This is a genomic window from Raoultella sp. T31 (assembly GCF_002806725.1).
GTDB classification, from domain to species: Bacteria; Pseudomonadota; Gammaproteobacteria; order Enterobacterales; family Enterobacteriaceae; genus Klebsiella; species Klebsiella electrica.
The window spans coordinates 16,387-37,583 of the sequence record NZ_PIBO01000046.1 but is presented as its reverse complement, the minus strand read 5'-3'; the positions used below and the strand labels follow the sequence as shown (position 1 = coordinate 37,583).

16 protein-coding genes and 1 pseudogene are annotated in these 21,197 nt (G+C 59.3%); 8 read left to right on the top strand and 9 right to left on the bottom strand.

Features of this window, described 5'->3' with window-relative positions:
- Positions 1 to 528: 528 nt before the first annotated feature.
- Genes CWM52_RS22745 through CWM52_RS22735 form a run of 3 tightly spaced genes read right to left on the bottom strand, consistent with a single transcriptional unit; the run spans position 529 to position 7,489 of the window.
- Positions 529 to 3,621, bottom strand: a complete 3,093-nt coding sequence (locus tag CWM52_RS22745; RefSeq protein WP_100686163.1) for an efflux RND transporter permease subunit — start codon at positions 3,619 to 3,621, stop codon at positions 529 to 531.
- 13 nt (positions 3,622 to 3,634) lie between these two features.
- Positions 3,635 to 4,714 carry an efflux RND transporter periplasmic adaptor subunit gene (locus tag CWM52_RS22740; protein WP_100686162.1) on the bottom strand — a complete coding sequence of 360 codons (1,080 nt, stop codon included), beginning with the start codon at positions 4,712 to 4,714 and terminating at the stop codon, positions 3,635 to 3,637.
- A gap of 60 nt (positions 4,715 to 4,774) precedes the next feature.
- Positions 4,775 to 7,489, bottom strand: a complete 2,715-nt coding sequence (locus CWM52_RS22735) for a cation-transporting P-type ATPase (RefSeq protein ID WP_100686161.1) — start codon at positions 7,487 to 7,489, stop codon at positions 4,775 to 4,777.
- A gap of 509 nt (positions 7,490 to 7,998) precedes the next feature.
- Here CWM52_RS22735 and CWM52_RS22730 point away from each other — a divergent pair.
- Positions 7,999 to 8,247 (top strand): DUF1158 domain-containing protein, encoded by a 249-nt coding sequence (locus CWM52_RS22730; RefSeq protein WP_100686160.1) that lies wholly within the window; start codon positions 7,999 to 8,001, stop codon positions 8,245 to 8,247.
- Here the strand turns inward: CWM52_RS22730 and CWM52_RS22725 are convergent.
- Complete coding sequence (locus CWM52_RS22725) at positions 8,176 to 9,798, bottom strand: alpha/beta hydrolase-fold protein (protein WP_100686159.1); 1,623 nt, start codon at positions 9,796 to 9,798, stop codon at positions 8,176 to 8,178. The genes CWM52_RS22730 and CWM52_RS22725 overlap by 72 nt on opposite strands.
- Positions 9,799 to 9,952: 154 nt before the next feature.
- On the opposite strand from CWM52_RS22725, the gene CWM52_RS22720 reads away from it, so the two are divergent.
- Positions 9,953 to 12,094: a TonB-dependent siderophore receptor gene (locus CWM52_RS22720; protein ID WP_100686164.1), complete on the top strand. Its 2,142-nt coding sequence runs from the start codon at positions 9,953 to 9,955 to the stop codon at positions 12,092 to 12,094.
- A gap of 41 nt (positions 12,095 to 12,135) precedes the next feature.
- Here the strand turns inward: CWM52_RS22720 and CWM52_RS22715 are convergent, their stop codons facing one another.
- Entirely contained in the window at positions 12,136 to 12,477 is a 342-nt protein-coding gene (locus CWM52_RS22715) for a RamA family antibiotic efflux transcriptional regulator (protein WP_004859189.1), read from the bottom strand.
- A 30-nt stretch (positions 12,478 to 12,507) separates the two neighbouring features.
- Positions 12,508 to 13,608, bottom strand: coding sequence for an MBL fold metallo-hydrolase (locus CWM52_RS22710; RefSeq protein WP_100686158.1), 1,101 nt, complete (start codon positions 13,606 to 13,608; stop codon positions 12,508 to 12,510).
- 190 nt (positions 13,609 to 13,798) lie between these two features.
- Between CWM52_RS22710 and CWM52_RS22705 the strand changes: the two genes are divergently transcribed.
- The 3 genes from CWM52_RS22705 (at position 13,799) to nfsB (ending at position 15,542) form a co-directional block, all read left to right on the top strand.
- On the top strand, positions 13,799 to 14,380 hold the full coding sequence (locus CWM52_RS22705; RefSeq protein ID WP_100686157.1) for a TetR/AcrR family transcriptional regulator: 582 nt from the start codon (positions 13,799 to 13,801) through the stop codon (positions 14,378 to 14,380).
- On the top strand, positions 14,380 to 14,760 hold the full coding sequence (locus CWM52_RS22700; RefSeq protein ID WP_100686156.1) for an MmcQ/YjbR family DNA-binding protein: 381 nt from the start codon (positions 14,380 to 14,382) through the stop codon (positions 14,758 to 14,760). Before CWM52_RS22705 ends, CWM52_RS22700 begins: the two co-directional genes overlap by 1 nt.
- A 128-nt stretch (positions 14,761 to 14,888) precedes the next feature.
- The gene (nfsB, locus tag CWM52_RS22695; RefSeq protein ID WP_100686155.1) at positions 14,889 to 15,542 is read left to right on the top strand and encodes an oxygen-insensitive NAD(P)H nitroreductase; all 654 of its coding nucleotides are present in this window, start codon (positions 14,889 to 14,891) and stop codon (positions 15,540 to 15,542) included.
- Here the strand turns inward: nfsB and CWM52_RS22690 are convergent.
- Both CWM52_RS22690 and CWM52_RS22685 read right to left on the bottom strand, forming a co-directional pair.
- A complete protein-coding gene (locus tag CWM52_RS22690; RefSeq protein ID WP_100686154.1) occupies positions 15,539 to 16,582 on the bottom strand; it encodes a DUF2157 domain-containing protein in 1,044 nt (347 codons plus the stop codon). The genes nfsB and CWM52_RS22690 overlap by 4 nt on opposite strands.
- An 18-nt stretch (positions 16,583 to 16,600) precedes the next feature.
- On the bottom strand, positions 16,601 to 17,479 hold the full coding sequence (locus tag CWM52_RS22685) for a helix-turn-helix transcriptional regulator (RefSeq protein WP_100686153.1): 879 nt from the start codon (positions 17,477 to 17,479) through the stop codon (positions 16,601 to 16,603).
- Positions 17,480 to 17,588: 109 nt separating this feature from the next.
- Here CWM52_RS22685 and CWM52_RS22680 point away from each other — a divergent pair, with 109 nt between their 5' ends.
- Together CWM52_RS22680 and CWM52_RS22675 are read left to right on the top strand one after the other, a co-directional pair.
- Positions 17,589 to 19,016: an MFS transporter gene (locus tag CWM52_RS22680; protein WP_100686152.1), complete on the top strand. Its 1,428-nt coding sequence runs from the start codon at positions 17,589 to 17,591 to the stop codon at positions 19,014 to 19,016.
- Between the two features lie 77 nt (positions 19,017 to 19,093).
- Entirely contained in the window at positions 19,094 to 20,338 is a 1,245-nt protein-coding gene (locus CWM52_RS22675) for a mechanosensitive ion channel family protein (RefSeq protein ID WP_100686151.1), read from the top strand.
- Positions 20,339 to 20,350: 12 nt separating this feature from the next.
- On the opposite strand, the pseudogene CWM52_RS22670 reads toward CWM52_RS22675, so the two are convergent.
- Positions 20,351 to 20,569 (bottom strand): annotated as a pseudogene (locus CWM52_RS22670) (substrate-binding domain-containing protein); the annotation flags it as partial.
- 157 nt (positions 20,570 to 20,726) lie between these two features.
- On the opposite strand from CWM52_RS22670, the gene CWM52_RS22665 reads away from it, so the two are divergent.
- Positions 20,727 to 21,143, top strand: coding sequence for an Exc2 family lipoprotein (locus CWM52_RS22665; protein ID WP_100686150.1), 417 nt, complete (start codon positions 20,727 to 20,729; stop codon positions 21,141 to 21,143).
- Positions 21,144 to 21,197 lie beyond the last annotated feature (54 nt).

Sequence of the window (21,197 nt, the reverse complement as noted above, 5' to 3'; positions counted from 1 at the left end):
GGCGGCGCGAGCGCCTGATCCGGGCTACCCGACCGCACGTCCCCGTAGCCCCGGTCAGCGCAGCGCCACCGGGGAATATTTCCGGCCCCCGCGGAAAACCACCCGGATGGCGGCGCGAGCGCCTGATCCGGGCTACCCGACCGCACGTCCCCGTAGCCCCGGTCAGCGCAGCGCCACCGGGGATTTTACCAGGCCCCCGCGGAAAACCACCCGGATGGCGGCGCGAGCGCCTTATCCGGGCTACCCGGCCGCACGACCCCGTAGCCCCGGTCAGCGTAGCGCCACCGGGGAATATTTCCCGACACCAGCGGGCCACCCGGATGGCGGCGCGAGCGCCTTATCCGGGATACCCGACCGCACGTCCTCGTAGCCCCGGTCAGCGTTGCGCCACCGGGGAATATTTCCCGACACCTGCGGGCCACCCGGATGGCGGCGCGAGCGCCTTATCCGGGCTACCTGACTGCACGACCCCGTAGCCCCGGTCAGCGCATCTGGCCGGGCGACCAGATATTGCCGACAGAAGCGCTCTTACATCCGCCGATGCGCCCACTCGCGCAGGCGCTGGAACAGCACGAACAGCGAAGGAATAAACACAATCCCAATCACCGTCGCCACCAGCATGCCGCTGAACACCGTGGTGCCGATAATCCGGCGACTCTGCGCCCCGGCACCGGTAGCGAGCATCATCGGCATAATACCGATAATAAAGGAGATGGCGGTCATCAACACCGCCCGAAAACGCCGGGAGGCTCCCTCGCGGGCGGCATCCACAACCGACATCCCCTCCTCCCGTCTGGCCCGGGCAAACTCGACGATTAATATCGCGTTTTTCGCCGCCAGCGCGATTAACAACACCAGCCCAATCTGCACGTACACATCGTTGGCATAGCCGGCTATCCATAGCCACAGCAGCGCCCCGCCGATAGCGAACAACACCGACAGCATCACGCTGGCCGGCAACGTCCAGCTTTCATACTGGGCGACGAGGAACAACCACGCCATCGCCACCGCCGCCAGGACTATCCAGATGGCCTGGTTGCCGGTCTGCTGCTCCTGCCAGGAGATACCGCTCCACGCGTAACCATACCCCTGCGGCAAATTCGACAGCAGGATTTGTTCCATCACCGCCATTGCCGTGCGGCTGCTGACGCCTTCAGCCGCTGAACCACTCACCGACACCGACGGGAACTGGTTGTACTGCTGAATAAACGGCGCGCCGACGGTAGGGGTGACGGTCACCAGATTGCTCAGCCGGATCCGCTCGCCGTGAAGACTTCGCACGTACAGCTCGCCGATCTGTTCCGCCCGCTCCCGCCACGGCATCTCGTTTTGTACCACCACCGGGTAGACGCGATTATTGATGCTGAAATCCCCGGCGCGCGTCCCGCCAAACGCCGTTTGCAGGCTATTGAAGATCCGCGATACCGGCACATCCAGCCGCGCCGCCTGGTCACGGTCGACGCTGAGCGTCAGCTGCGGAACGTTGCTACTCCAGGTGGTAAACACCTGGCTCAACTGCGGATGCTGGTTCGCCATCTGCAGCACCTGCTGCGTCACCTGCTCCAGCTCCGCCGCCGATTGCCCGGCTTGCGCCAGGATACGTAAATTGAAGCCGGACGCATTGCCCAGCCCCGGCAACGTGGGCGGTGCAAAGGTCATAATGGTCGCCTCCGGCAGCCCCATCAGCTGTCCCTGCAACTTGCTCATCACCTCATTCAGCGGTGGCCGCTGATGCCACTCTTTCAGCATCACCGAGATAAAGCCGCCGTTGGAGGCGCTGGTCCCGTTGAGAATATTAAAACCGGACACCTGAATCACATCCGCAACCGCAGGATTGGCCAGCAGCAGCGTGCGCGCCTGGCTCATCACCGCGTCGGTGCGCTCCAGCGACGCCGCTTCCGGCAGCTGTACGCTGGCGAAGAAGTAGCCCTGATCCTCCTGCGGCAGAAAGCCTTTCGGCATCTGGCTAAAGCTAAAGGCCACCAGGCCAGCGGCGGCGGCCGTCGCCACCAGCGCCAGCCACGGACGACGGTTCATCCGGCCAACCAGCGTGCAGTAGCCGTCGCGCACCGTCGCCAGGGCGCGATTAAAAGCCCGCCAGATGGCGGCAGGCCGCGCGGGCCTCGGGCGCAGCAGCAGCGCGCACAGCGCCGGCGTCAGGGTGAGCGCGACAATACTCGACACCGTCACCGCCGTCGACAACGTGACCGCAAACTGGCGATACAGCTCGCCGACGATCCCCGGCAGCAGCGCCACCGGCACAAACACCGCCAGCAGCACCAGCGTCGTGGCGATAACCGGCCCGGCGATTTGCCGTAGCGCCAGCGCGGTCGCCTCTCCCCGTCCCACGCCTTCGGCGAGATGGGTTTCTACGCTCTCCACCACCACGATGGCGTCATCGACCACCATGGTCAGGGCAAGAATAATAGCGAATAAACTCAGCGTATTGGCGCTATAGCCCAGCAGATAAAGCACGGCAAAGCTGCCAATCAGCGACACCGGGATCGCCAGGGCGACAATCAACGTCGCCCGCCAGCTTTGCAGAAACAGCAATACCACCATCACCACCGCCAGCAGGGTCAGCGCCAACGAGACGGCAATCTCTTTCATCGTCGCCGCCACAAAACGCGTGGTATCGAACTTCACCTCCCAGGTCAGGTCGGCCGGAAAGCGACTGTGCAGGCGGGTCAGTTCGGCGCGCACCGCGTCGGCGACCTGCAGGGCGTTGGCGGTTGGCGTCGGATAGATACCGAGATAGGCGGAGTCTTTGCCGTTCAGCTGCGCGCCGGAACTGTAGCTGCGCGCCCCCAGCTCAATGGTGGCCACGTCGGCGAGGCGAACCAGCTGGCCGTGTTCTCCGCTGCGGATCGCTATCTGGCTGAAGCTTTCCGCATCGCTCAGGCGACCGATGCCGTTGATGGTCAGCGTCTGCTGCTGACCGTTGAATACCGGCGGCGTGCCGACCTGCCCTGCCGCCCCCTGCACGTTCTGCTCACGCAGCGCCTGGGCGATATCGTCGGTCGTCACATTCAGCGCGTTCATGCGATCGGGGCGCAGCCAGATACGCATGCTGTAATCGCGGGCGCCGAACATCCGTACTTCGCCGACGCCCGGCAGACGGGCCAGCGCCTCGCGCACCTGGGTGCTGGCGTAGTTGCTGACGAACAGCGGAGAGAGCGTCTCCAGCGGCGAGTACAGGCTGACGCCCATCAGCAGGTTGCTCGCCCGCTTGCGCACCTGTACGCCGTTCTGCTGCACATCGACGGGGAGCTGCGTTACCGCCTGCGACACCCGGTTTTGCACGTCAATCGCCGCCAAATCGGCATCGGTGCCCGCCGCAAAGGTCAGGCTCAGGCTGTAGGCGCCGTCATCGGAACTGGTGGACTCCATATACAGCATATGGTCAACGCCGTTGAGCTGGGTCTCCAGCGGCGCGGCGATAGCCTCGGCGACATCCGCCGCGCTGGCGCCCGGCCAGCTGGCGCTGACGTTGACCACCGGCGGCGTAATCTGCGGGTATTGCTCCACCGGAATCAGCTTCAGCGATACCGCGCCAATAAAGGTCAGCAGCAGCGCAATCACCATCGCAAAACGCGGGCGACGAATAAAAAACGTCAGCATCCCTTCTCCTTCCTTATTTCAGCACCTGAACGGCAGCACCGTCACGCAGACGCTGCGCGCCGCCCGTTACCACGCGCTCGCCCGCCTGCAGGCCGTCCGCCACGACAAACTGCTGCCCCTGCTGGCCGCCCGACGTCAAACGGCGCAGCGCAACGGTGTTATGCTCCGTCACCACCCAGCTATAGAACCCCTGCGCATCCTGCTGGACGGCGGCAAGCGGGATCATCGGACTCTCCGGCGACTGGCGCGGGCGAAGAATGATCGGCACATTGCCGCCCGGCAGCAGGCGATGCTGCGGATTGGCGAATTCGGCGCGCAGCACTACGCTGGCGGTACGGGTATCAATCCGGTTATCGACCGAAGTCAGCACGCCATCTTCCCGCCTGCCGTCGGGTTCGATCTGCGCCAGCCACGCCTGCTTCAGCGCGCCAATATCGGCATGCTGCCCGGCTTTACTGTAAAAGGCGGCTTCATCTAAGGCGAAAGAGACGCGAATCGGGTCGAGCTGGACGATATCTACCAGCATGCCGCTGCTCGGCCCCACCAGGCTGCCGACATGAAAGCGGCTGTGGCCAATACGCCCGCTTAGCGGCGAGTCGATGCGCATATAATCCAGCGTAATTCGCTGCGCGGTGACGCGCGCTTTCGCCTGTTCGACGGCGGCGGCGGCCACATCGCGTTGCATGCGGGCGTTATCGACATCGTTGCGGCTGATGGAGTGACTGTTTTTCAACTGTTGATAGCGGGTCAGCAGCTGCCGGGCCTGATGCAGCGAAGCCTGCGCGCTTTTCAGTTCAGCCTCGGCCAGCGCCAGCGCAGCCCGGGGTTGGGCATCATCGAGGGTAAACAGGCGCTCGCCTTTGCTGACGTACTGCCCGTCCTGGAAGTGGCGCTGGACAATCGTCCCCTCGGTGCGCGCGCGGATCTCCACGTCATGAATCGCTTCAATGCGGCCAGGAAGCGGGCGTTCGGCTACATGCGGCAGAAGCTGAACGATGGCCGCGCGAACCGGAATGGCAGGTGCGGCGGCGGCCGTCAGGGCATAACCTGTCAGGCCAAGGGTCAGTAAGACCAGGCGCAAAATGTTTGTCATCGGGATTCCTTACTGGCGGCGCAGCGTCCCTCCCCTGAACGGAGAGGGACGACGGGCGGATCAGGCGGTTTTACGGAACGGACGGGTCAGCCGCTTCTCGACTTCCACCACCAGGAACATCACGATGGCAATCGCCAGGGTGATAAACCAGTAGCGCAGCGGCAGCGACTCGGTGCCAAACATGGTCTGCATAAACGGCAGGTAGATAATCGCCAGCTGCAGGAGCAGCAGCACGCCGCTGACCAGCCAGATGCCTTTGTTGCGCAGCAGGCCGGTATTTAATGAGAAGCCCTCGCTGCGACGGCAGTTAATCATGTACACCCACTGCGCGGTCACCAGCATCTGCAGCAGCACGGTACGGATAAACTCGGCGCTATGGCCGCGCGGCGCCAGCCAGGCCTCAAGAATAAAGGCGGCGACGGCAATCATGGTGCCGACGAAGGCGACGCGCCAGATGGCGAAGCCATCCATGACGTGCTGGCCGGTTTTCCGCGGCGGACGGTTCATCACGTTGCGCTCCGCGGCTTCGAAAGCGAGACCGAAAGAGAGCGTGGCGGAGGTCGCCATGTTCATCCACAGAATCAACACCGGCGTCAGCGGAATAATGTTCCCCGCCAGCAGGGCGATAATAATCAGCAGCCCCTGTGCCAGGTTGGTGGGCATAATAAACAGAATCGTTTTCTTCAGGTTGTCGTAGACGCGACGCCCCTCTTTCACCGAGCTGGCAATGGTGGCGAAGTTGTCGTCCGTCAGCACCATGTCGGCCGCCTCTTTGGTCACTTCGGTGCCCTTGATCCCCATCGCAATACCGACGTCGGCCTGGCGGAGCGCCGGGGCATCGTTCACGCCATCGCCGGTCATGCCGACGACTTCGCCGGTATCCTGTAGCGCTTTGACCAGGCGTAGCTTATGCTCCGGGCTGGTACGGGCAAAAATGTCGTACTCCACGGCGGCCTTCGCCAGTTCGCCATCGTCCATGTGCTCCAGTTGATAGCCGGTCATCGCCTGGTGGCTGTTGGTGATCCCCAGCATCTGGCCGATGCTCATTGCCGTTTGCGGGTGATCGCCGGTGATCATTTTCACGCGGATCCCTGCGGTCTGGCAGGCGTGAATCGCCTCAATGGCCTCCGGACGCGGCGGATCCATCATTCCGGCGATGCCGAGGAACACCAGACCTTCACGCAGATCGTCGTGGGTCAGCGTCGTGCTACCGGCCTGCGCCGGTTTACAGGCGGCGGCAACCATGCGCAGCCCCTGACTGGCGAAGCGCGAGATCTCATCCTCCCAGTACTGGCGCTCGAACGGAACCGTGCCCTGCTTTGTCATCTGCTCGCGGCACAGCGCGAAAATCACATCCGGCGCGCCGGTGAGCAGCACGCGCTCAACATTGTCGATTTTCTGCTGCGTCGCCATGTACTTATACTGGGAATCAAACGGAATTTTGGCTATCAGCTGCGTCTCAACCGGCGGCAGTTTTGCCTTCGCCGCCAGCACTTTTAACGCCCCTTCGGTCGGCCCGCCGGTAATGCCCCACAGGCCGCGCGCGTCCTGCACCAGCTGGCTGTCGTTGCACAGGTCAATGGTACGCAGATACGTTTCCAGCACGCTTCCGGCATGAACCTGTACCGGCTCATCCCTGCCTTCCAGATAAATATTGCCCTGCGGCTCGTAGCTGTCGCCCTCAACCCGGTAGCAGCAGTCGGCAGTGATAATCGCTTTGACCGTCATTTCGTTCATGGTCAGCGTACCGGTTTTATCCGAACAGACCACGGTCATCGCGCCTAGCGTTTCTACCGTCGGGAGCTTGCGAATAATGGCGTGTTTGCGCGCCATCGCCTGCACCCCGAGGGAGAGAATGATCGAGATAATCGCCGGCAGCCCTTCCGGGACCGCCGCAACGGCCAGGCTAATCAGCGAGAGCAGCAGCTCCCCCATCGGGATATCACGCAGGGCCAGGCTGAAGACGAACAGCGCCACCATCATGGCGAGGATAATGACGAAAATCGCTTTCCCCAGCTTATCCATCTGCACCAGCAGCGGCGTGCGATGCTTCTCGATACCGGCCATCATCTGGTTGATGTGCCCAAGTTCCGTCTCCTGCCCGGTCGCCGTCACCACGCCGACGCCACCGCCGGCGCTGATGGTCGTACCGGAAAACACCATGTTGGTGCGATCGCCCAGCGGCAGCTCGCCTTGCAGCGCATCGGTGATTTTATCCACCACCGTTGATTCGCCGGTCAGGATCGCCTCTTCCACGCGCAGGTTGTGGGTTTCGATAAGACGCATATCCGCCGGAACGCGGTCGCCCGCCCGCAGAATAACGATATCCCCCGGCACCAGCTCGCGGGTGGGCAGGGTTTCGTGTTTACCGTTGCGCTGTACCCGCGCGTTGCTGGAGAGCATGTTGCGGATCCCCTGCAGCGATTTTTCGGCGTTACTCTCCTGCACGTGGCCAATCAGGGCGTTAATGACCGTGACGCCGAGGATAACCAGGGTATCGACCCAGTGCCCCATCACCGCCGTCAGCGCCGCTGCGGCCAGCAGGACGAAAATCAGCACATCGTTAAAGTGGGCGAGGAAACGCAGCCAGGCTGGCTTGCTTTTCTTTTCCGGCAGCGCGTTAGGGCCAAAGGAGGCCAGGCGCTCCGCGGCTTCGGCGGAGCGTAATCCCTCGGCGCGGCTTTTGTTCTGCGCCAGCACCCGATCTACGCTCTGCTGGTAAGCGGGCTGCGATGCCGTGTCCCCGGCAGGGGGGGTATTATGGGGATGAATCATTCTGGTCAAAATAAATTTTCCTTATAAATTCCGTCATTCGGAAAGCCTGAGATCATTTCTGGCCAATGAACGAATATAATTTTATATAGCGAGGTAAAAGTTGATCCAGGACAATTTACACCCCCTCGCAAAATTTAAAATTCATGATAAGTTAATTCCTTAAACAACTATTACAGAATATTAATAAACATATATTAAACGAGGTCAATTATGTTTGGAATCTACCGCGGACGCCGCCTGGCGCTGTACATCCTGCTGGCTATTATTATTGCCACAGCGGTGGGATATAGCACCTATACTTTTGTAAAGTATACGCTTTAATAATGACGTTAATTGACATTAAGGTGTAATTAATTTAATTACAAACAACGCAAAAAATATTAACAGGAGAAATAAAAATATAATATTAGCGCTACGAATAATGACGTAAAATAATCACTCAGGAAAGTATATTGCGTTGCCTGTCATTTTACCGGACAATATGTTTTTTAACTGATGATTAACAAGTAATGAAACATCCGCTCGAAACGCTGATCGCTGCCGCAGGCATTTTAGTGTTGGCCCTGCTCTCTTGTTTACTGCTGCCAGCGCCGTCCCTTGGGTTAACGCTGGCGCAAAAACTGGTCGATACCTTCCATCTGATGGATCTCAACCAGCTCTATACCCTGCTCTTTTGCCTGTGGTTCTTAGCGCTGGGCGCGATAGAATATGTGGTGCTGCGTTGGGTCTGGCGCCGCTGGTTTTCCCTTGAGCGCTAACCCGGTAAAGTCACGCATTCCCGCCACCAGCGCCTCGCACCAGGCGGCATAATCATGGCCGCTTGATGAAGGATGGAAGCTGACGCGGTAGCCTTTATCGCGTAGCGCCTGTTCAAAGGTAAGGGTATTGCTGTAGATCCCGCCATCGGCTCCCGAGGTCTCAAACCGGCCTGCCTGGAGCCAGAAACGTATCGGATAGCGCGGCGACTGCTGATACTGGCGCGTCAGCCAGCCGGCTTCCTCGCCTTTGGGCGCCCACCAGTAAGAGCCCGACAGACTGAGGACATTGGCAAACAGCCGCGGATAGCGCAGCGCGACCCACGATGCGGCCAGGCCGCCGTAGCTGGAGCCGGCGACAACGGTTTTTTGGCGAATGGCATCCAGCCCCTGTTGTCGCAGCCAGGGCAGCAGCTCATGGGCCATAAAATCGGCGAAGAAGGGGTTGGGCGGCAGCTCTTTCGCCCGGCGCGGGTGATCGAGACTATCAATAAACACCACGTTGATCGGCGGCAGCACATGGCTGGCGATCAGGCTGTCCAGCACGTTGGCGAAGCGGTATTCATCCTGATAGGTTTTGCCATCAAACAACATCAGCGTCCAGCGCGCGGGCTGCGGCAAGCGCGGACGGTAGATCATCACTTCCCGGGTATTATGCAAAAAATCGCTGCGCAGCTGATGGCGGGTCAAAGTGCCATAGCGCAACGGCTGCGCCCTACGCTGCGGCGTGCAGTAGCGCGCCGGATTGAGCGCCAGCAGCGAATAGCGGTTCCAGCGATCGCTGGCGCGGTTGACGCTGTTCGGATTCAGCGGATCGGCCTGAGCGCTGACCAGAATCGCCCGCCGCTGCTCGTGTCCGACGCCGTCGACCTGCGGGACATCCGGCGCCAGCTTATATTGCATCAGGGTATCTGCCGGTACCACGTAGCTGCGAAACCAGACATCGGAATGGCCAAGCCGAAACAGCGGATCGTGATCGCCCGCCGGGGATCCCAGCAGGAAGACGTTTTTTCTCGCCCCGCGCCACAGGAAGGTGACGCGCTTGTGTCCTGCATCCACCGGTTCCACCATCGGCGTCCCTTCCTGTTCACGCTCCTGCCAGAAATGCGTCGTAGAGCCACCCGCCGCCAGCTCCTGCATCAGCTGCTGCAAACGGGGACTGACGGGATCCAGTGCCTGGGTTTTCGCCAGCGCGGTGGTCTCCTTCATCCGCCAGCGGAAATGCCAGCGGGTGCCTTCTTCGCCGTGGAGCACCAGCGCTGAAGCGCGGTTCACCGGCAGGGAGAACAGCAGCGTTTGCTCGCCATCCGGCGGCCCTCCAGCCAGCAGCGTACGCAGCCGACGGTTATTTTCATCCAGCAGGCGGGCATCCGTTACCCCGGAAATCGTCGCCGAAACGTAGTTTTCCCCTAACGTCGGCAGATCAAAACAGACTTCGCCGCTGGCATCGAATTTTCCCTGCAGCTCTCCCTGCCGCGAAGAAGATTCGCAGTTCATTGCCACCGCCGGTAGCGCACTCATGCCGATCAGCAGACCACCCCATGCCATTTTCATCGCCCGATTTATCCCTGTAAAAAGCTGTCACTAACGCTAATGCAAATGGTAATTATTTGCAATAACATAAACTCCGCTCGTTCAGGCCATTAGATTTTTCTGATGGGGGAAAGGGATGATTATGGCAATTTCAACCAAGGACATAGCAAATAAAATGTTTAAATATAATAAGATAACTAAACTCTGGGTCACGGGTCTTGCCGTGGCGACACTCGCCGGGCAGGCGCTGGCGGAGGAGACCCTCGTGGTCACCGCGAGCAGTAATGAAGATCCGACCGCCCCGGTCAAAGGGATCGTGGCGACGAAAACGCTTTCCGCGACGAAAACCGCCGCTGGGCTGGTGAAAACCCCGCAGTCGGTCTCGGTCATCACCCGCTATCAGATGGCGGCGCTGGACGTGACGTCGGTGTCACAGGCTCTGCGCTATAGCGCCGGGGTGTTCACCGAGTATCGCGGATCGTCCAACCGCAATGACGAAGTCTTCGTCCGCGGCTTCAGCTATGTACCGAAGTATCTCGACGGCCTGAGCTATGGCGCCACCGCGTCGTCGCAAACCGGCACGATGGATCCGTGGCTGCTGGAGCGCGTCGAGCTGGTACGCGGCCCGGCCTCGGTGCTGTTTGGCCAGGTCAACCCCGGCGGGCTTATCAGCATGACCAGCAAGCGTCCCACCAGCCAGCCGGTACATCAAATCCAGTTCCGTACCGGCAACGACAATCTGGCGGAAGGCGCCTTTGATGTCGGCGGGCCGTTAAGCGACGACGGCCACCTGCTCTATCGCCTCAACGGTATCGCCCGCAGCCAGAACAGCCAGGTCGAGGATTATAAAGAGACGCGCATCGCCATTGCGCCGGCGCTGACGTGGTATCCCAACGATGCGACGCGCTTCACGTTGCTGACCAGCTATCAAAAAGATCCCGACGCCGGTTATCGCAACTTCCTGCCGCGCTACGGCACCGTCAACAGCGTCGATGGCAGCTATATTCCGCGCGACTTTAACGTCAGCGACCCCGGCTACAATCAATCCTGGCGCGAGCAGACTCTCATCGGTTATGAATTTGAGCATCAGCTCAACGACATGCTGACCCTACGGCAGAACGCGCGCTATGGGACGATAAAGCAGAAATATCGCTATCTGGTCTATTCCAACAGCGCAGCCAACAGCTCCGTGCTCTCGCGTCGCGCCCAGCATGAGGAGCGGCAAACCGATGAGTTCGGTATCGATAACCAGCTTGAGGCGCAGTTCACGACCGGTCAGCTGGCGCACACCGTTCTCGGCGGCCTGGACTACAAAACCAGCAAGGATAAGCAGTACCTCGGTCGCGCCGGCGGTTCACAGTACGATCTCGACTGGCGTGCCCCGGTCTATGGCGTGAAGGTCGATGAAAGCACCTTCCGTACCGCCAGCGATGAACAGCAGAATCTCGATCAGGTTGGCCTCTACCTGCAGGATCAGCTGAGCCTGGAAAACTGGGAGCTTCTGCTTTCCGGCCGCTATGACTGGGCGGAAGTGCGTACCACCGACTTTACCGACAGCAGTCGCACCCAGAAAAACGACAGCAAGTTTACCTGGCGTACCGGTCTGCTGTACGCCTTTGACTTTGGCCTGTCGCCCTATATCAGCTACAGCACCTCCTTCGAACCCAACCTGCAAACCAATCGTGCGCCGGGCGTCGCTCCGTTCGACCCCAGCGAAGGGAAACAGGTGGAAGTGGGTGTGAAATATCAGCCTACGCCGACGGCGTTGATGACTCTGGCGATGTACGACCTGACCCAAAGCAACGTTGCGACCTGGAACAGCGCGGCGGGATGGTATGAGAACAGCGGTAAGGTCCGCTCGAAGGGGGTGGAAGCCGAAGCGCACGCTACCTTCTTTGACAACCTCAACCTGATTGCTTCATACACCTGGACCGACGCGGAAACCGTGAATACCACCGTCGCCGGCACCGAAGGGAAAACCCCGGCGCGCATTCCGACCCATATGGCCTCGGCGTTCACCAGCTACACCCTGCCCAATGGCGCGCTAAAAAGCCTGACCGCTGGGGTTGGCGTGCGTTATATCGGCACCAGCTACGGCGATGCGAAAAACACCTTCAAGGTACCGGCGGTGGATCTGTATGACGCGATGGTCAGCTATGAGTTAGGCGAATTGAGCTCGAGCCTGAAAGGGGCGAAAGCGCAGTTCAACATCAACAATATCGCCGACACTAAATATGTTGCCTCGTGCGCCGGCGATAGCGCCTGTTTCTATGGTGTGGGTCGTACGGTGACGATGACGGTAAACTACGCCTGGTAGAAGCCCAAAATGCGTCCGCCGGTCTTTCCGGCGGACGCGCCTCAGTGGGCGCGATTGTGATTCTCTTTGCGGTAGGCACCCGGCGGCTGATGAAAGGTGCGGGTAAAAATGCGGGTAAAGGTCTGCTGTGAATCAAAGCCGTATTTCAGACAGATATCGTAAACCCGCTGATCGGTGTCGCGCAGATCGCGCGCCGCCAGCCGCAGTTTACGTTCGCGGATATAGCGCCCCAGACTCTCCCCTTTGTACTGCAAAAAGAGTCGTTGCAGATGCCATTTCGAATAACCAGAGTGACGAGCAATATCATCAATACGCAGCGGTTGATGCAAATTATCATCAATCCACCCGACGATAGTCTCAATCACCTGAGCGGAAATAGTCATAAGTCCTCTCCTCTTGAATCGAAGCAGTATTTATTGCCACCAGGTAGTAAATGATTGCGTCTTATCGGCAACCCAAACCGGCTCGCCAAGCATCGGCGTTAACAACCGCCACGGTCTTTGCTGGCTGGCCGCAGCAAGCTGCTTATAGGGATCGTCCCAGCTGTGTTTCGCCAGCACAAAGCGCCCCGCATGCCCCGGCAGCACCGCGCGAGCGCGGAGATCGTCGGCGGCCTGGGCGGTTTCGTCAGGCATCATGTGAACGTATTTCCAGTCCTGGTCGTACTGACCGTTCTCCATAATCGCCAGATCCACGGAGCCAAACTGTTCGCCGATGGCCTTGAAGTGCGGGCCGTAACCGCCATCGCCGCTGTAGTAAATTTTCTGCTGCGGGGTGACGAACATAAAGCTGGCCCACAGCGTCTGATTACGCTTGAGCCCACGACCGGAGAAATGACGGGCCGGCAGCACATGCACGGTGAGCTCGTCGCTAACCGGCAGCGCCTGATTCCAGTCCGCTTCGCTGATGATGGCGCTCTCCATGCCCCAAAAACGCAGATGCGACCCGACGCCGAGCGGCGTCACCACGCGCTTAATTTTGGGCATCAGCGCTTTGATGGTGGCGTAATCCAGATGGTCGTAGTGGTCGTGCGAAATGATCAGCAGGTCTATCTCCGGCATACCCTCCGCACGCCACGGATAGTCACCCGGGAAAGCTTTATTAATAAATGAGAACGGGGCGGCATAGTCGCTGAAGACCGGATCTATCAGGATGCGTTTCCCCGACAGCTGCAAATACCAGGAGGAGTGGCCGAGCCACACCATCGTATCCTGCCCGAGAGGCAGGCTGGCGAGATCGGTATTGACCAGCGGCAACGGCTGCGCGGGACGGGCGTTTTCGCGTTTAGTCACCAGAAACGACCACCAGGCGGACAGCATATTTTTCTGCCCGGTGAATCCCGGCGTGGGGAGCTGATTATGAAACTGACCATCGCGATAGTACGGCGACTGTTCCACCAGACTGAGCTGCGCGCCCTGCGGCGCCCGGCCAAACCCGGCATTTAAGACAAACGGCAAAGCTGTTGCTGAGGCTAATAGCATAATGGCGACCACGCTGAAAGTGACACGGTTCATAACCTGACCAGATGAAACTCCCTATGATGAGAGTTTGGTGATATAACTTGATTATGAGTGAGTACGCACTCATTATTAGGATGAATATGAAAGTCGTCAAGACGATTTTCATTTTTTTAACATCCACCGTTGCAGCGCCATGACATGGCATGTTTAGATCGGGGTTTGATTTCGCGTGAGGTAAAATGTAGTGGCTCGTCCTAAGAGTGAAGATAAAAAACAAGCGTTGCTGGAGGCCGCCACGGTCGCCTTTGCCCAGTCGGGTGTCGCCGCCTCAACGTCGGCCATTGCGCGCAGCGCCGGCGTTGCCGAGGGGACGCTGTTCCGCTATTTCGCCACCAAGGATGAGTTACTCAACGAGCTGTACCTCTCGCTCAAGTCCGGGTTAGTTAAAGCGATGGTTGCCGGGCTGACGCCAAACGAAAAACGACCGAAAGAGAACGCCCGTAATATCTGGGACGGCTATATCGACTGGAGTATGCGCCACCCGATGGAGCACAAGGCGATTCGCCGGGTGGCGCTCAGCGAGCGCATCACCGATGAAACCCGAACCCGGGTGAGAGAGATGTTCCCCGAGCTCAACGAAATGTGCCAGCTGTCGGTCAAGCCGGTGTTTCTGAGCGACACCTACAGCGCCTTTGGCGACGCCCTGTTTCTGGCGCTGGCGGAAACCACCACCGAATTTGCCAGCCACGATCCGCAGCGCGCCCGCGAACTGATCGCCCTCGGTTTTGAGACCATGTGGCTGGCGCTTCACGAGAACGACGCCTGATGGACCACGCTTCGCTGCACGCCTGCGCCCGCCGGATTGCGCTCACCTACCCGTTTACCGAACACTGCTGGCCGTTCGGCCCGGAGTATGACGTGTTCAAAGTTGGCGGGCGCATTTTTATGCTCACCATGACCCTTCGCGGTCGCGCGCTGGTGAATCTGAAAGCCGAACCGCAGAAAGCGCTGCTCAATCGGGAGATTTATCGCAGTATTGAGCCGGGATATCACATGAACAAAAAACACTGGATTACCGTCGTTCCCGGCGAGGATATCAGCGAGAGTCTGCTGGCCGAACTGATCGATGATTCCTGGAATCAGGTGGTGAATAAACTGGCGAAAAAAGATCGGCTGCGGCTACGTCCGGCGGGATTTTCAGGCTAACGCGATAAGTGTTATCGCATTTTTGTCTCTTATCATTTCCCCGTCTTCGCTGTACTCTTCTCCCACTAAACGCCCCGTAAGGGGCTGTAAACTCGAATTATCTTGAGCATAAACCCTGAGGAAGAGTTATGGATATCGTCTCCGTCGCCTTAAAGCGTCACTCCACGAAAGCCTTCGATGCCACAAAAAAACTGACTGCCGAAGAAGCCAAAAACCTGAAAACGCTGCTGCAATACAGCCCGTCGAGCACCAACTCCCAGCCGTGGCACTTTATCGTTGCCAGCACGGATGAAGGGAAAGCGCGGGTGGCGAAAGCCGCCAGCGGCACCTATGTTTTCAACGAACGTAAAATTCTTGATGCTTCTCATGTCGTGGTGTTCTGCGCCAAAACCGCCATGGACGACGCCTGGCTGGAGCGCGTGGTGGACCAGGAAGACGTCGACGGACGCTTCGCCACTCCGGAAGCTAAAGCCGCCAACCACAAAGGCCGCGTTTTCTTTGCCGATATCCATCGTAAGGATCTGCAGGACGACAACCACTGGATGGCGAAACAGGTTTACCTCAACGTCGGCAACTTCCTGCTCGGCGTCGCGGCGATGGGACTGGACGCCGTGCCGGTTGAAGGGTTCGACGCCGCGATTCTTGACGCCGAATTTGGCCTGACCGCGCAAGGCTTTACCAGCCTTGTTATCGTACCGGTCGGCCACCACAGCGTGGAAGATTTCAACGCCACGCTACCGAAGTCGCGCCTGCCGCAGGCGACGACCATCACCGAGATTTAATCTTCCCGCGCACGCCGCTCGCCGGCGTGCCAGATTCTTTCGGCATAGCGGCCAATCACCGCCAGCGAGACGGCCAGGATCACGAAGAACATCACCTTGTGCATCCCGTCCCAGAAAAACTCGAAGAAACGCGTATAGAGATTGATAGCCAGGAAGGTCAGACCAAAGCCGCGCAGCATCCCGTCATCCGTTTTCAGACTGATATAAATACAGACGCCCGCCGCGACGCCGAATAGCAGCGCCCACGGTAGCTGCTGCATCGGTGATATGCCGTACCAGGCATCGGGATCCCGATAGCCAAAAATCGACAAAATCCATAGCGCGATAAACAGATACGTCAGCCCCATGGCCTTACTGACGGTAAACAGCCGGCGCTGAAGCAGCCACTTTTGCAGCATAAAACAGAGCGCCAGCAGCGCGCCGCCGAACAGCACAAAACGAACCGGATAGTTCATGCCCAGCCAGTAGGCCCCCCACCCCGACACATAGCCGGTTTGTGCGCCGAACCAGTTGCCCAGCGCCAGCAGGAAGAACAGCCACACCAGCCCGGAACGGGCCGCCAGGCCGATGGCGCCATAGATAGCGCAGCCAGCCAGAAACAGCGGCGCAATATGGCCGCTGCCGTCATCCAGCCGTACGCCGAGCTGCCATAACGCCAGCGCGGTAAATACCACACCGACAAACAGAATCGCCTCGGTACTGTAGTGCCAGCGCGAGGCCCGCCGCTGACGGCGAAATCCCCAGAGGTAGCAAACCAGCGCCACCGCCGCCGGTAGCGCAATTCGCGCCAGCGCCGAGTCGCTGAACAGATCCGTCAACCAGGCGATCAGTTCGCTATCGGCGAACAGGCTGCCCAGCGCAATCAGCAGGCAGGCCAGCGCCGTCCAGAAGGCGTAGCGGCTCAGACGCTGCCAGTCAAAGGCGCTCACCCGTAAGGTGGCCGCCAGCCGCTGGCTTTCCGCGTGGCTCAACGCCCCCGCGGCCTGCCATTCGTCCAGCGCACGCCGAATCACCCGCTGTTGTTTCCTCGTCACGTTCATCTGCGTTCCCTGTCGCTATCAGTAGAGAGAATCCTGGTTATCCAGCCACGCCAGCGCCTGCTCGCCGCTTTCATCCATCGGCAGATACACCAGCAGCCGCGAGCCATTACGCGGGGCGGAATACCAGTACATCTGCTGCAGACTAAAGCGCCCGAGCTGCGGATGGTTGAAATTCTTCACCTGATTTTCCACGCCGCGGACGTCATAGCGCTGATGCCACAGCGCTTCAAACTCGGCGGAAGCGGCAAAAAAGCGCGCCAGCTTATTTTCCCACAGCGGGTCGCCCCGGTGTTCGGCCATCGCCGCGCGGAAGTAAGAGACGAAGGTCGGCAGCACATCGCGATTTTCAATACGGCTGCGCCAGGCGTCATGGGTGAGATAGAGATAAATACAGTTACGGTTCTCTTCGGGAAGCGCGGCAAAATCGACGCCCATCAGCCGACAAAAACTGTCGTTCCACGCCACGATATCGAAATTGGGTTTCTGGATGCTGGCCGGCTGCGGCATCAGGCTATCGAGCATCCGCCGGGTCCCAGGACTTATCCCCTCGCATACGCTCACCTGCGTCGTTTCCGGCGGCGTCAGCCCGGCCAGCACGAACAGGTGGCGCGTCTCCAGCGGGCTGCACTGCAAGGCATTGGCGACGCCCATCAGCACCGATTCCGACGGATTGACCTCACGCCCCTGTTCCAGCCAGGTGTACCAGGTCACGCCAACATCGGCCAGCATCGCCACCTCTTCCCGGCGCAGACCGGGCGTGCGCCGCCGCCCGACTCGCGGCAGACCGAGACGCTGCGGGTCGAGGCTTTCGCGGCGGGAGCGCAGAAAGGCGCCCAGCTGTTTACGGCTATCGTCGGGCGCTATCAGCACCGTTTCACGTTGCGGCATTCCCGTCATATTGACTCCAGCATGGTAGTACCAATACCAGTATAGACAGGAACTGGTACCCGTTTAATTTATCGGTAATGCTACGGCTATCCGCTGAATGACGCAATGGAGAGATCCGATGAATTCGTCTGCTGTTTCACCCGGCCGCGCCGGTTTACTGCTTCTGTTGACCGGCCAGATGCTGCCGCTGATCGACACCTCAATTACCAACGTGGCGCTGGACTCCATCACCCATTCGCTGGATGCCAGCGCCACCCAGCTGGAGCTGATCGTCGCCCTCTACGGCGTCTCTTTTGCGGTGTGCCTGGCGATGGGCAGCAAGCTGGGCGATAACTACGGCCGCCGCCGTCTGTTTATGTGGGGGGTCGCGCTTTTTGGCCTCGCCTCTTTGCTGTGCGGCATGGCCAACTCCATCGGCGGGCTACTGGCGGCCCGCACGCTGCAGGGGGCAGGCGCGGCGCTGATCGTGCCGCAAATCCTCACCACCCTGCATGTGACATTGAAAGGCACTGCCCATGCGCGCGCCATCAGTCTGTATGGCGGGATTGGCGGGATTGCTTTTATCGTCGGGCAGATGGGTGGCGGCTGGCTGGTGTCGGCGGATATCGCCGGGCTGGGCTGGCGCAACGCGTTCTTTATCAATGTCCCCATCTGTCTGCTGGTGCTGGCGCTTAGCCCCCGCTATGTCCCGGAAACCCGTCGCGATGCCCATTCGGCTATCGACTGGCAGGGCACCGTCAGCCTGGCGCTGATCCTCTGCTGCCTGCTGTTTCCGATGGCGCTGGGTCCGGAACTTCACTGGCCGTGGGCGCTGCGCCTTTTGCTGGTCGCCATACTGCCGCTGCTTTTCTGGATGCGGGTAAGCGCTCTGCGTAAGCAGCAGCGCGGCGAACAGCCGCTGTTGCCGCCCCGACTGCTGAAGCTCACCAGCATTCGCTTTGGCATGGCTATCGCCCTGCTGTTCTTCAGCGCCTGGTCCGGCTTCATGTTCTGCATGGCGCTGACCATGCAGACCGGTCTCGGCATGGCGCCCTGGCAGTCAGGCAACAGCTTTATCGCCCTCGGCGTGGCCTATTTTCTCTCCGCGCTGTACGCGCCGAGGCTGATTGCCCGCTACAGCATGGGACGTATTCTGCTGATTGGGCTGGTGGTGCAGATAGCCGGTCTGCTGCTGCTGATGGCGACCTTCAGCCACTTCGGCGCTCACACCTCGCCGCTGGCGATGGTGCCGTCTACCGCGCTTATCGGCTACGGCCAGGCGCTGATCGTTAACAGTTTTTATCGCATTGGCATGCGCGATATCAGCGCCAGCGATGCCGGTGCCGGAAGCGCCATTCTCAGCACCCTGCAGCAGGCGACGCTGGGATTAGGTCCGGCGATCCTCGGCTCGCTGTTTTTAACCCTCGCCCGCCACGGCGGCGGCAACTATCCTCAGGCGCTGATCGATTTCCTCGCCGTGGAGGTAGCAATGATGCTGCTCTTAGGCGCGATTGCCCTGTGGCTGCGCCATCACCTCACTATTCACCCGGTAGCGACCGCCTCATAATCCACATTGGCATAACGCCTGATTTGCATAATATACATCCAGCGGTCATCATTACCGCTGGATGTACAGGAGACGTTATGCAGGAATTAATCTCACACATTGCCGCCTTAGGCATCGAAATTACCCCCACCACTTCACTCATTATTATCTTCGGCATTATTTTTCTGACCGCCATTGTCGTGCATTTTATTTTGCATAAAGGGGTGCTGCGCGCCTTCGAAAAGCGCGCGCAGGCCAGCAGCCATTTGTGGCTGCAAATCATCACCCAGAACAAACTGTTTCACCGGCTGGCCTTTACCCTGCAGGGGATTATCGTCAATGTGCAGGCGGTGTTGTGGCTGCAAAAAGGCAGTGAAGCCGCCAATATATTAACCACCTGCGCCCAGCTGTGGGTCATGATCTATGCTCTGCTCTCGTTCTTTTCGCTGCTCGATGTGGTCTTCAATTTATCGCAGAAATTCGCCACCGCATCACAGCTGCCGCTGAAGGGGATTTTCCAGGGCATTAAGCTGGTCAGCGCGATTATTATCGGCATCCTGGTTATCTCGTTGCTGATTGGCCAGTCGCCGGCAATTTTGATAAGCGGCCTCGGCGCCATGGCTGCGGTACTGATGCTGGTATTTAAAGACCCGATCCTCGGTCTGGTCGCCGGTATTCAGCTCTCCGCCAACGATATGCTCAAGCTCGGTGACTGGCTGGAAATGCCGAAATACGGCGCCGACGGCGCGGTCATTGATATTGGCCTCACCACGGTGAAAGTCCGCAACTGGGACAACACCATCACCACGATCCCCACCTGGTCGCTGGTGTCCGACTCGTTTAAAAACTGGAGCGGGATGTCCGCCTCCGGCGGGCGTCGCATTAAGCGCAGCCTGAATATTGATACCACCAGTATTCATTTTCTCGATGAGCGGGAGCAGCAGCGCTTAATTCAGGCCCGACTGCTTAAGCCCTATATGGACTCGCGTTATCAGGAAATTAGCGAGTGGAACCAGCAAAACGCCGCCGACCATTCGGTGCTGAACCTGCGCAAGATGACCAATATCGGCACTTTCCGCGCCTATTTGCAGGAGTATCTGCGCAACCACCCGCGGCTGCGCAAAGATATGACGATGATGGTGCGCCAGCTGGCGCCGGACGCCAACGGCCTGCCGATTGAGATCTACTGTTTCACCAGCACCGTGGTGTGGGCAGAGTATGAGAGCATCCAGGCGGATATTTTTGACCATATTTTCGCCGTGGTTGACGAGTTCGGGCTGCGTATCCACCAGTCGCCGACCGGCAACGATATTCGTTCGCTGGCGGCGGTAAATCACCGGTAAGGCTCTGGCTCTGGCGCGGGCAATAATGCGCCAGTCCATCATCACCCGTTCGGCGGTGGCATCCGGGTTGTCGATTTTTTGCAGCAACAGGGTCACCGGCGTGCGGCCAATGTCGCGCGACGGCTGTTCCACGGTGGTCAGCTGCGGCGAGACCAGCTCCGTGCCGTCAAACCCCATCACCGCAATATCGTCCGGCACCCGCAGTCCGGCCTGCGCAATCGCGCGCAGGGCCGCAGGCGGTCCTGACTATTGCCATAGAAAACTATCAATTATCAGGGCTATTTTCCCCAGCTGTTAAGCGCGATGATTTTGCGGGTAAAATAAGCGCCGCGCTCAGACGCCAGAAATTATAAATTTTATTATCAATAGGTTAGGGATGATGTCATCAATGAAGATTCGAGTCGCACTGCTTGCCCTCAGCTGTTCTCTCACCGCCCTCAGCGGCTGCACCGCCTCAAAACCATCGCCGGAGCGCCATGCGTACTATTTTGTCGCCCATCGTTCTGATTTTGTCGGCGGTAATTTTGCCGTAAACCGCCAGGAAAATTATCGCTTAAATCTGCCGACCTTCAGCGAAATCTACAACCGCGGCAAACAGGACCGCCGCGCCGGCGTCAGCGAAAGCGATGCCCGACGTAACGCCGATGCCATTAAACAACAGGCCCTGAAGGGGACCCGCTCACAACACACCTTTACCGGCAATGCCAGCGATACCTGGAATAATGACATGGAGAAGAAGGATGCGCTGCTGTTCGGTAACGAACTTTCCGCCACCTATCTCGACGGGTATCTCGGCGTGAAATAAGCCATGGCGTGGCACCAGAAACCGGTGCCGCACGCCAGCGCTTCACGCCCTTGC

Bases quoted from the DNA above. Each gene is read 5' to 3' on its own strand.
- CWM52_RS22720 (WP_100686164.1), top strand. From the start codon at position 9,953: ATGTTTAAATATAATAAGATAACTAAACTCTGGGTCACGGGTCTTGCC.
- CWM52_RS22725 (WP_100686159.1), bottom strand. From the start codon at position 9,798: ATGAAAATGGCATGGGGTGGTCTGCTGATCGGCATGAGTGCGCTACCG.
- CWM52_RS22680 (WP_100686152.1), top strand. From the start codon at position 17,589: ATGAATTCGTCTGCTGTTTCACCCGGCCGCGCCGGTTTACTGCTTCTG.
- CWM52_RS22730 (WP_100686160.1), top strand. From the start codon at position 7,999: ATGAAACATCCGCTCGAAACGCTGATCGCTGCCGCAGGCATTTTAGTG.
- CWM52_RS22710 (WP_100686158.1), bottom strand. From the start codon at position 13,608: ATGAACCGTGTCACTTTCAGCGTGGTCGCCATTATGCTATTAGCCTCA.
- CWM52_RS22715 (WP_004859189.1), bottom strand. From the start codon at position 12,477: ATGACTATTTCCGCTCAGGTGATTGAGACTATCGTCGGGTGGATTGAT.
- CWM52_RS22665 (WP_100686150.1), top strand. From the start codon at position 20,727: ATGAAGATTCGAGTCGCACTGCTTGCCCTCAGCTGTTCTCTCACCGCC.
- CWM52_RS22675 (WP_100686151.1), top strand. From the start codon at position 19,094: ATGCAGGAATTAATCTCACACATTGCCGCCTTAGGCATCGAAATTACC.
- nfsB (WP_100686155.1), top strand. From the start codon at position 14,889: ATGGATATCGTCTCCGTCGCCTTAAAGCGTCACTCCACGAAAGCCTTC.
- CWM52_RS22685 (WP_100686153.1), bottom strand. From the start codon at position 17,479: ATGACGGGAATGCCGCAACGTGAAACGGTGCTGATAGCGCCCGACGAT.
- CWM52_RS22740 (WP_100686162.1), bottom strand. From the start codon at position 4,714: ATGACAAACATTTTGCGCCTGGTCTTACTGACCCTTGGCCTGACAGGT.
- CWM52_RS22690 (WP_100686154.1), bottom strand. From the start codon at position 16,582: ATGAACGTGACGAGGAAACAACAGCGGGTGATTCGGCGTGCGCTGGAC.
- CWM52_RS22745 (WP_100686163.1), bottom strand. From the start codon at position 3,621: ATGCTGACGTTTTTTATTCGTCGCCCGCGTTTTGCGATGGTGATTGCG.
- CWM52_RS22700 (WP_100686156.1), top strand. From the start codon at position 14,380: ATGGACCACGCTTCGCTGCACGCCTGCGCCCGCCGGATTGCGCTCACC.
- CWM52_RS22735 (WP_100686161.1), bottom strand. From the start codon at position 7,489: ATGATTCATCCCCATAATACCCCCCCTGCCGGGGACACGGCATCGCAG.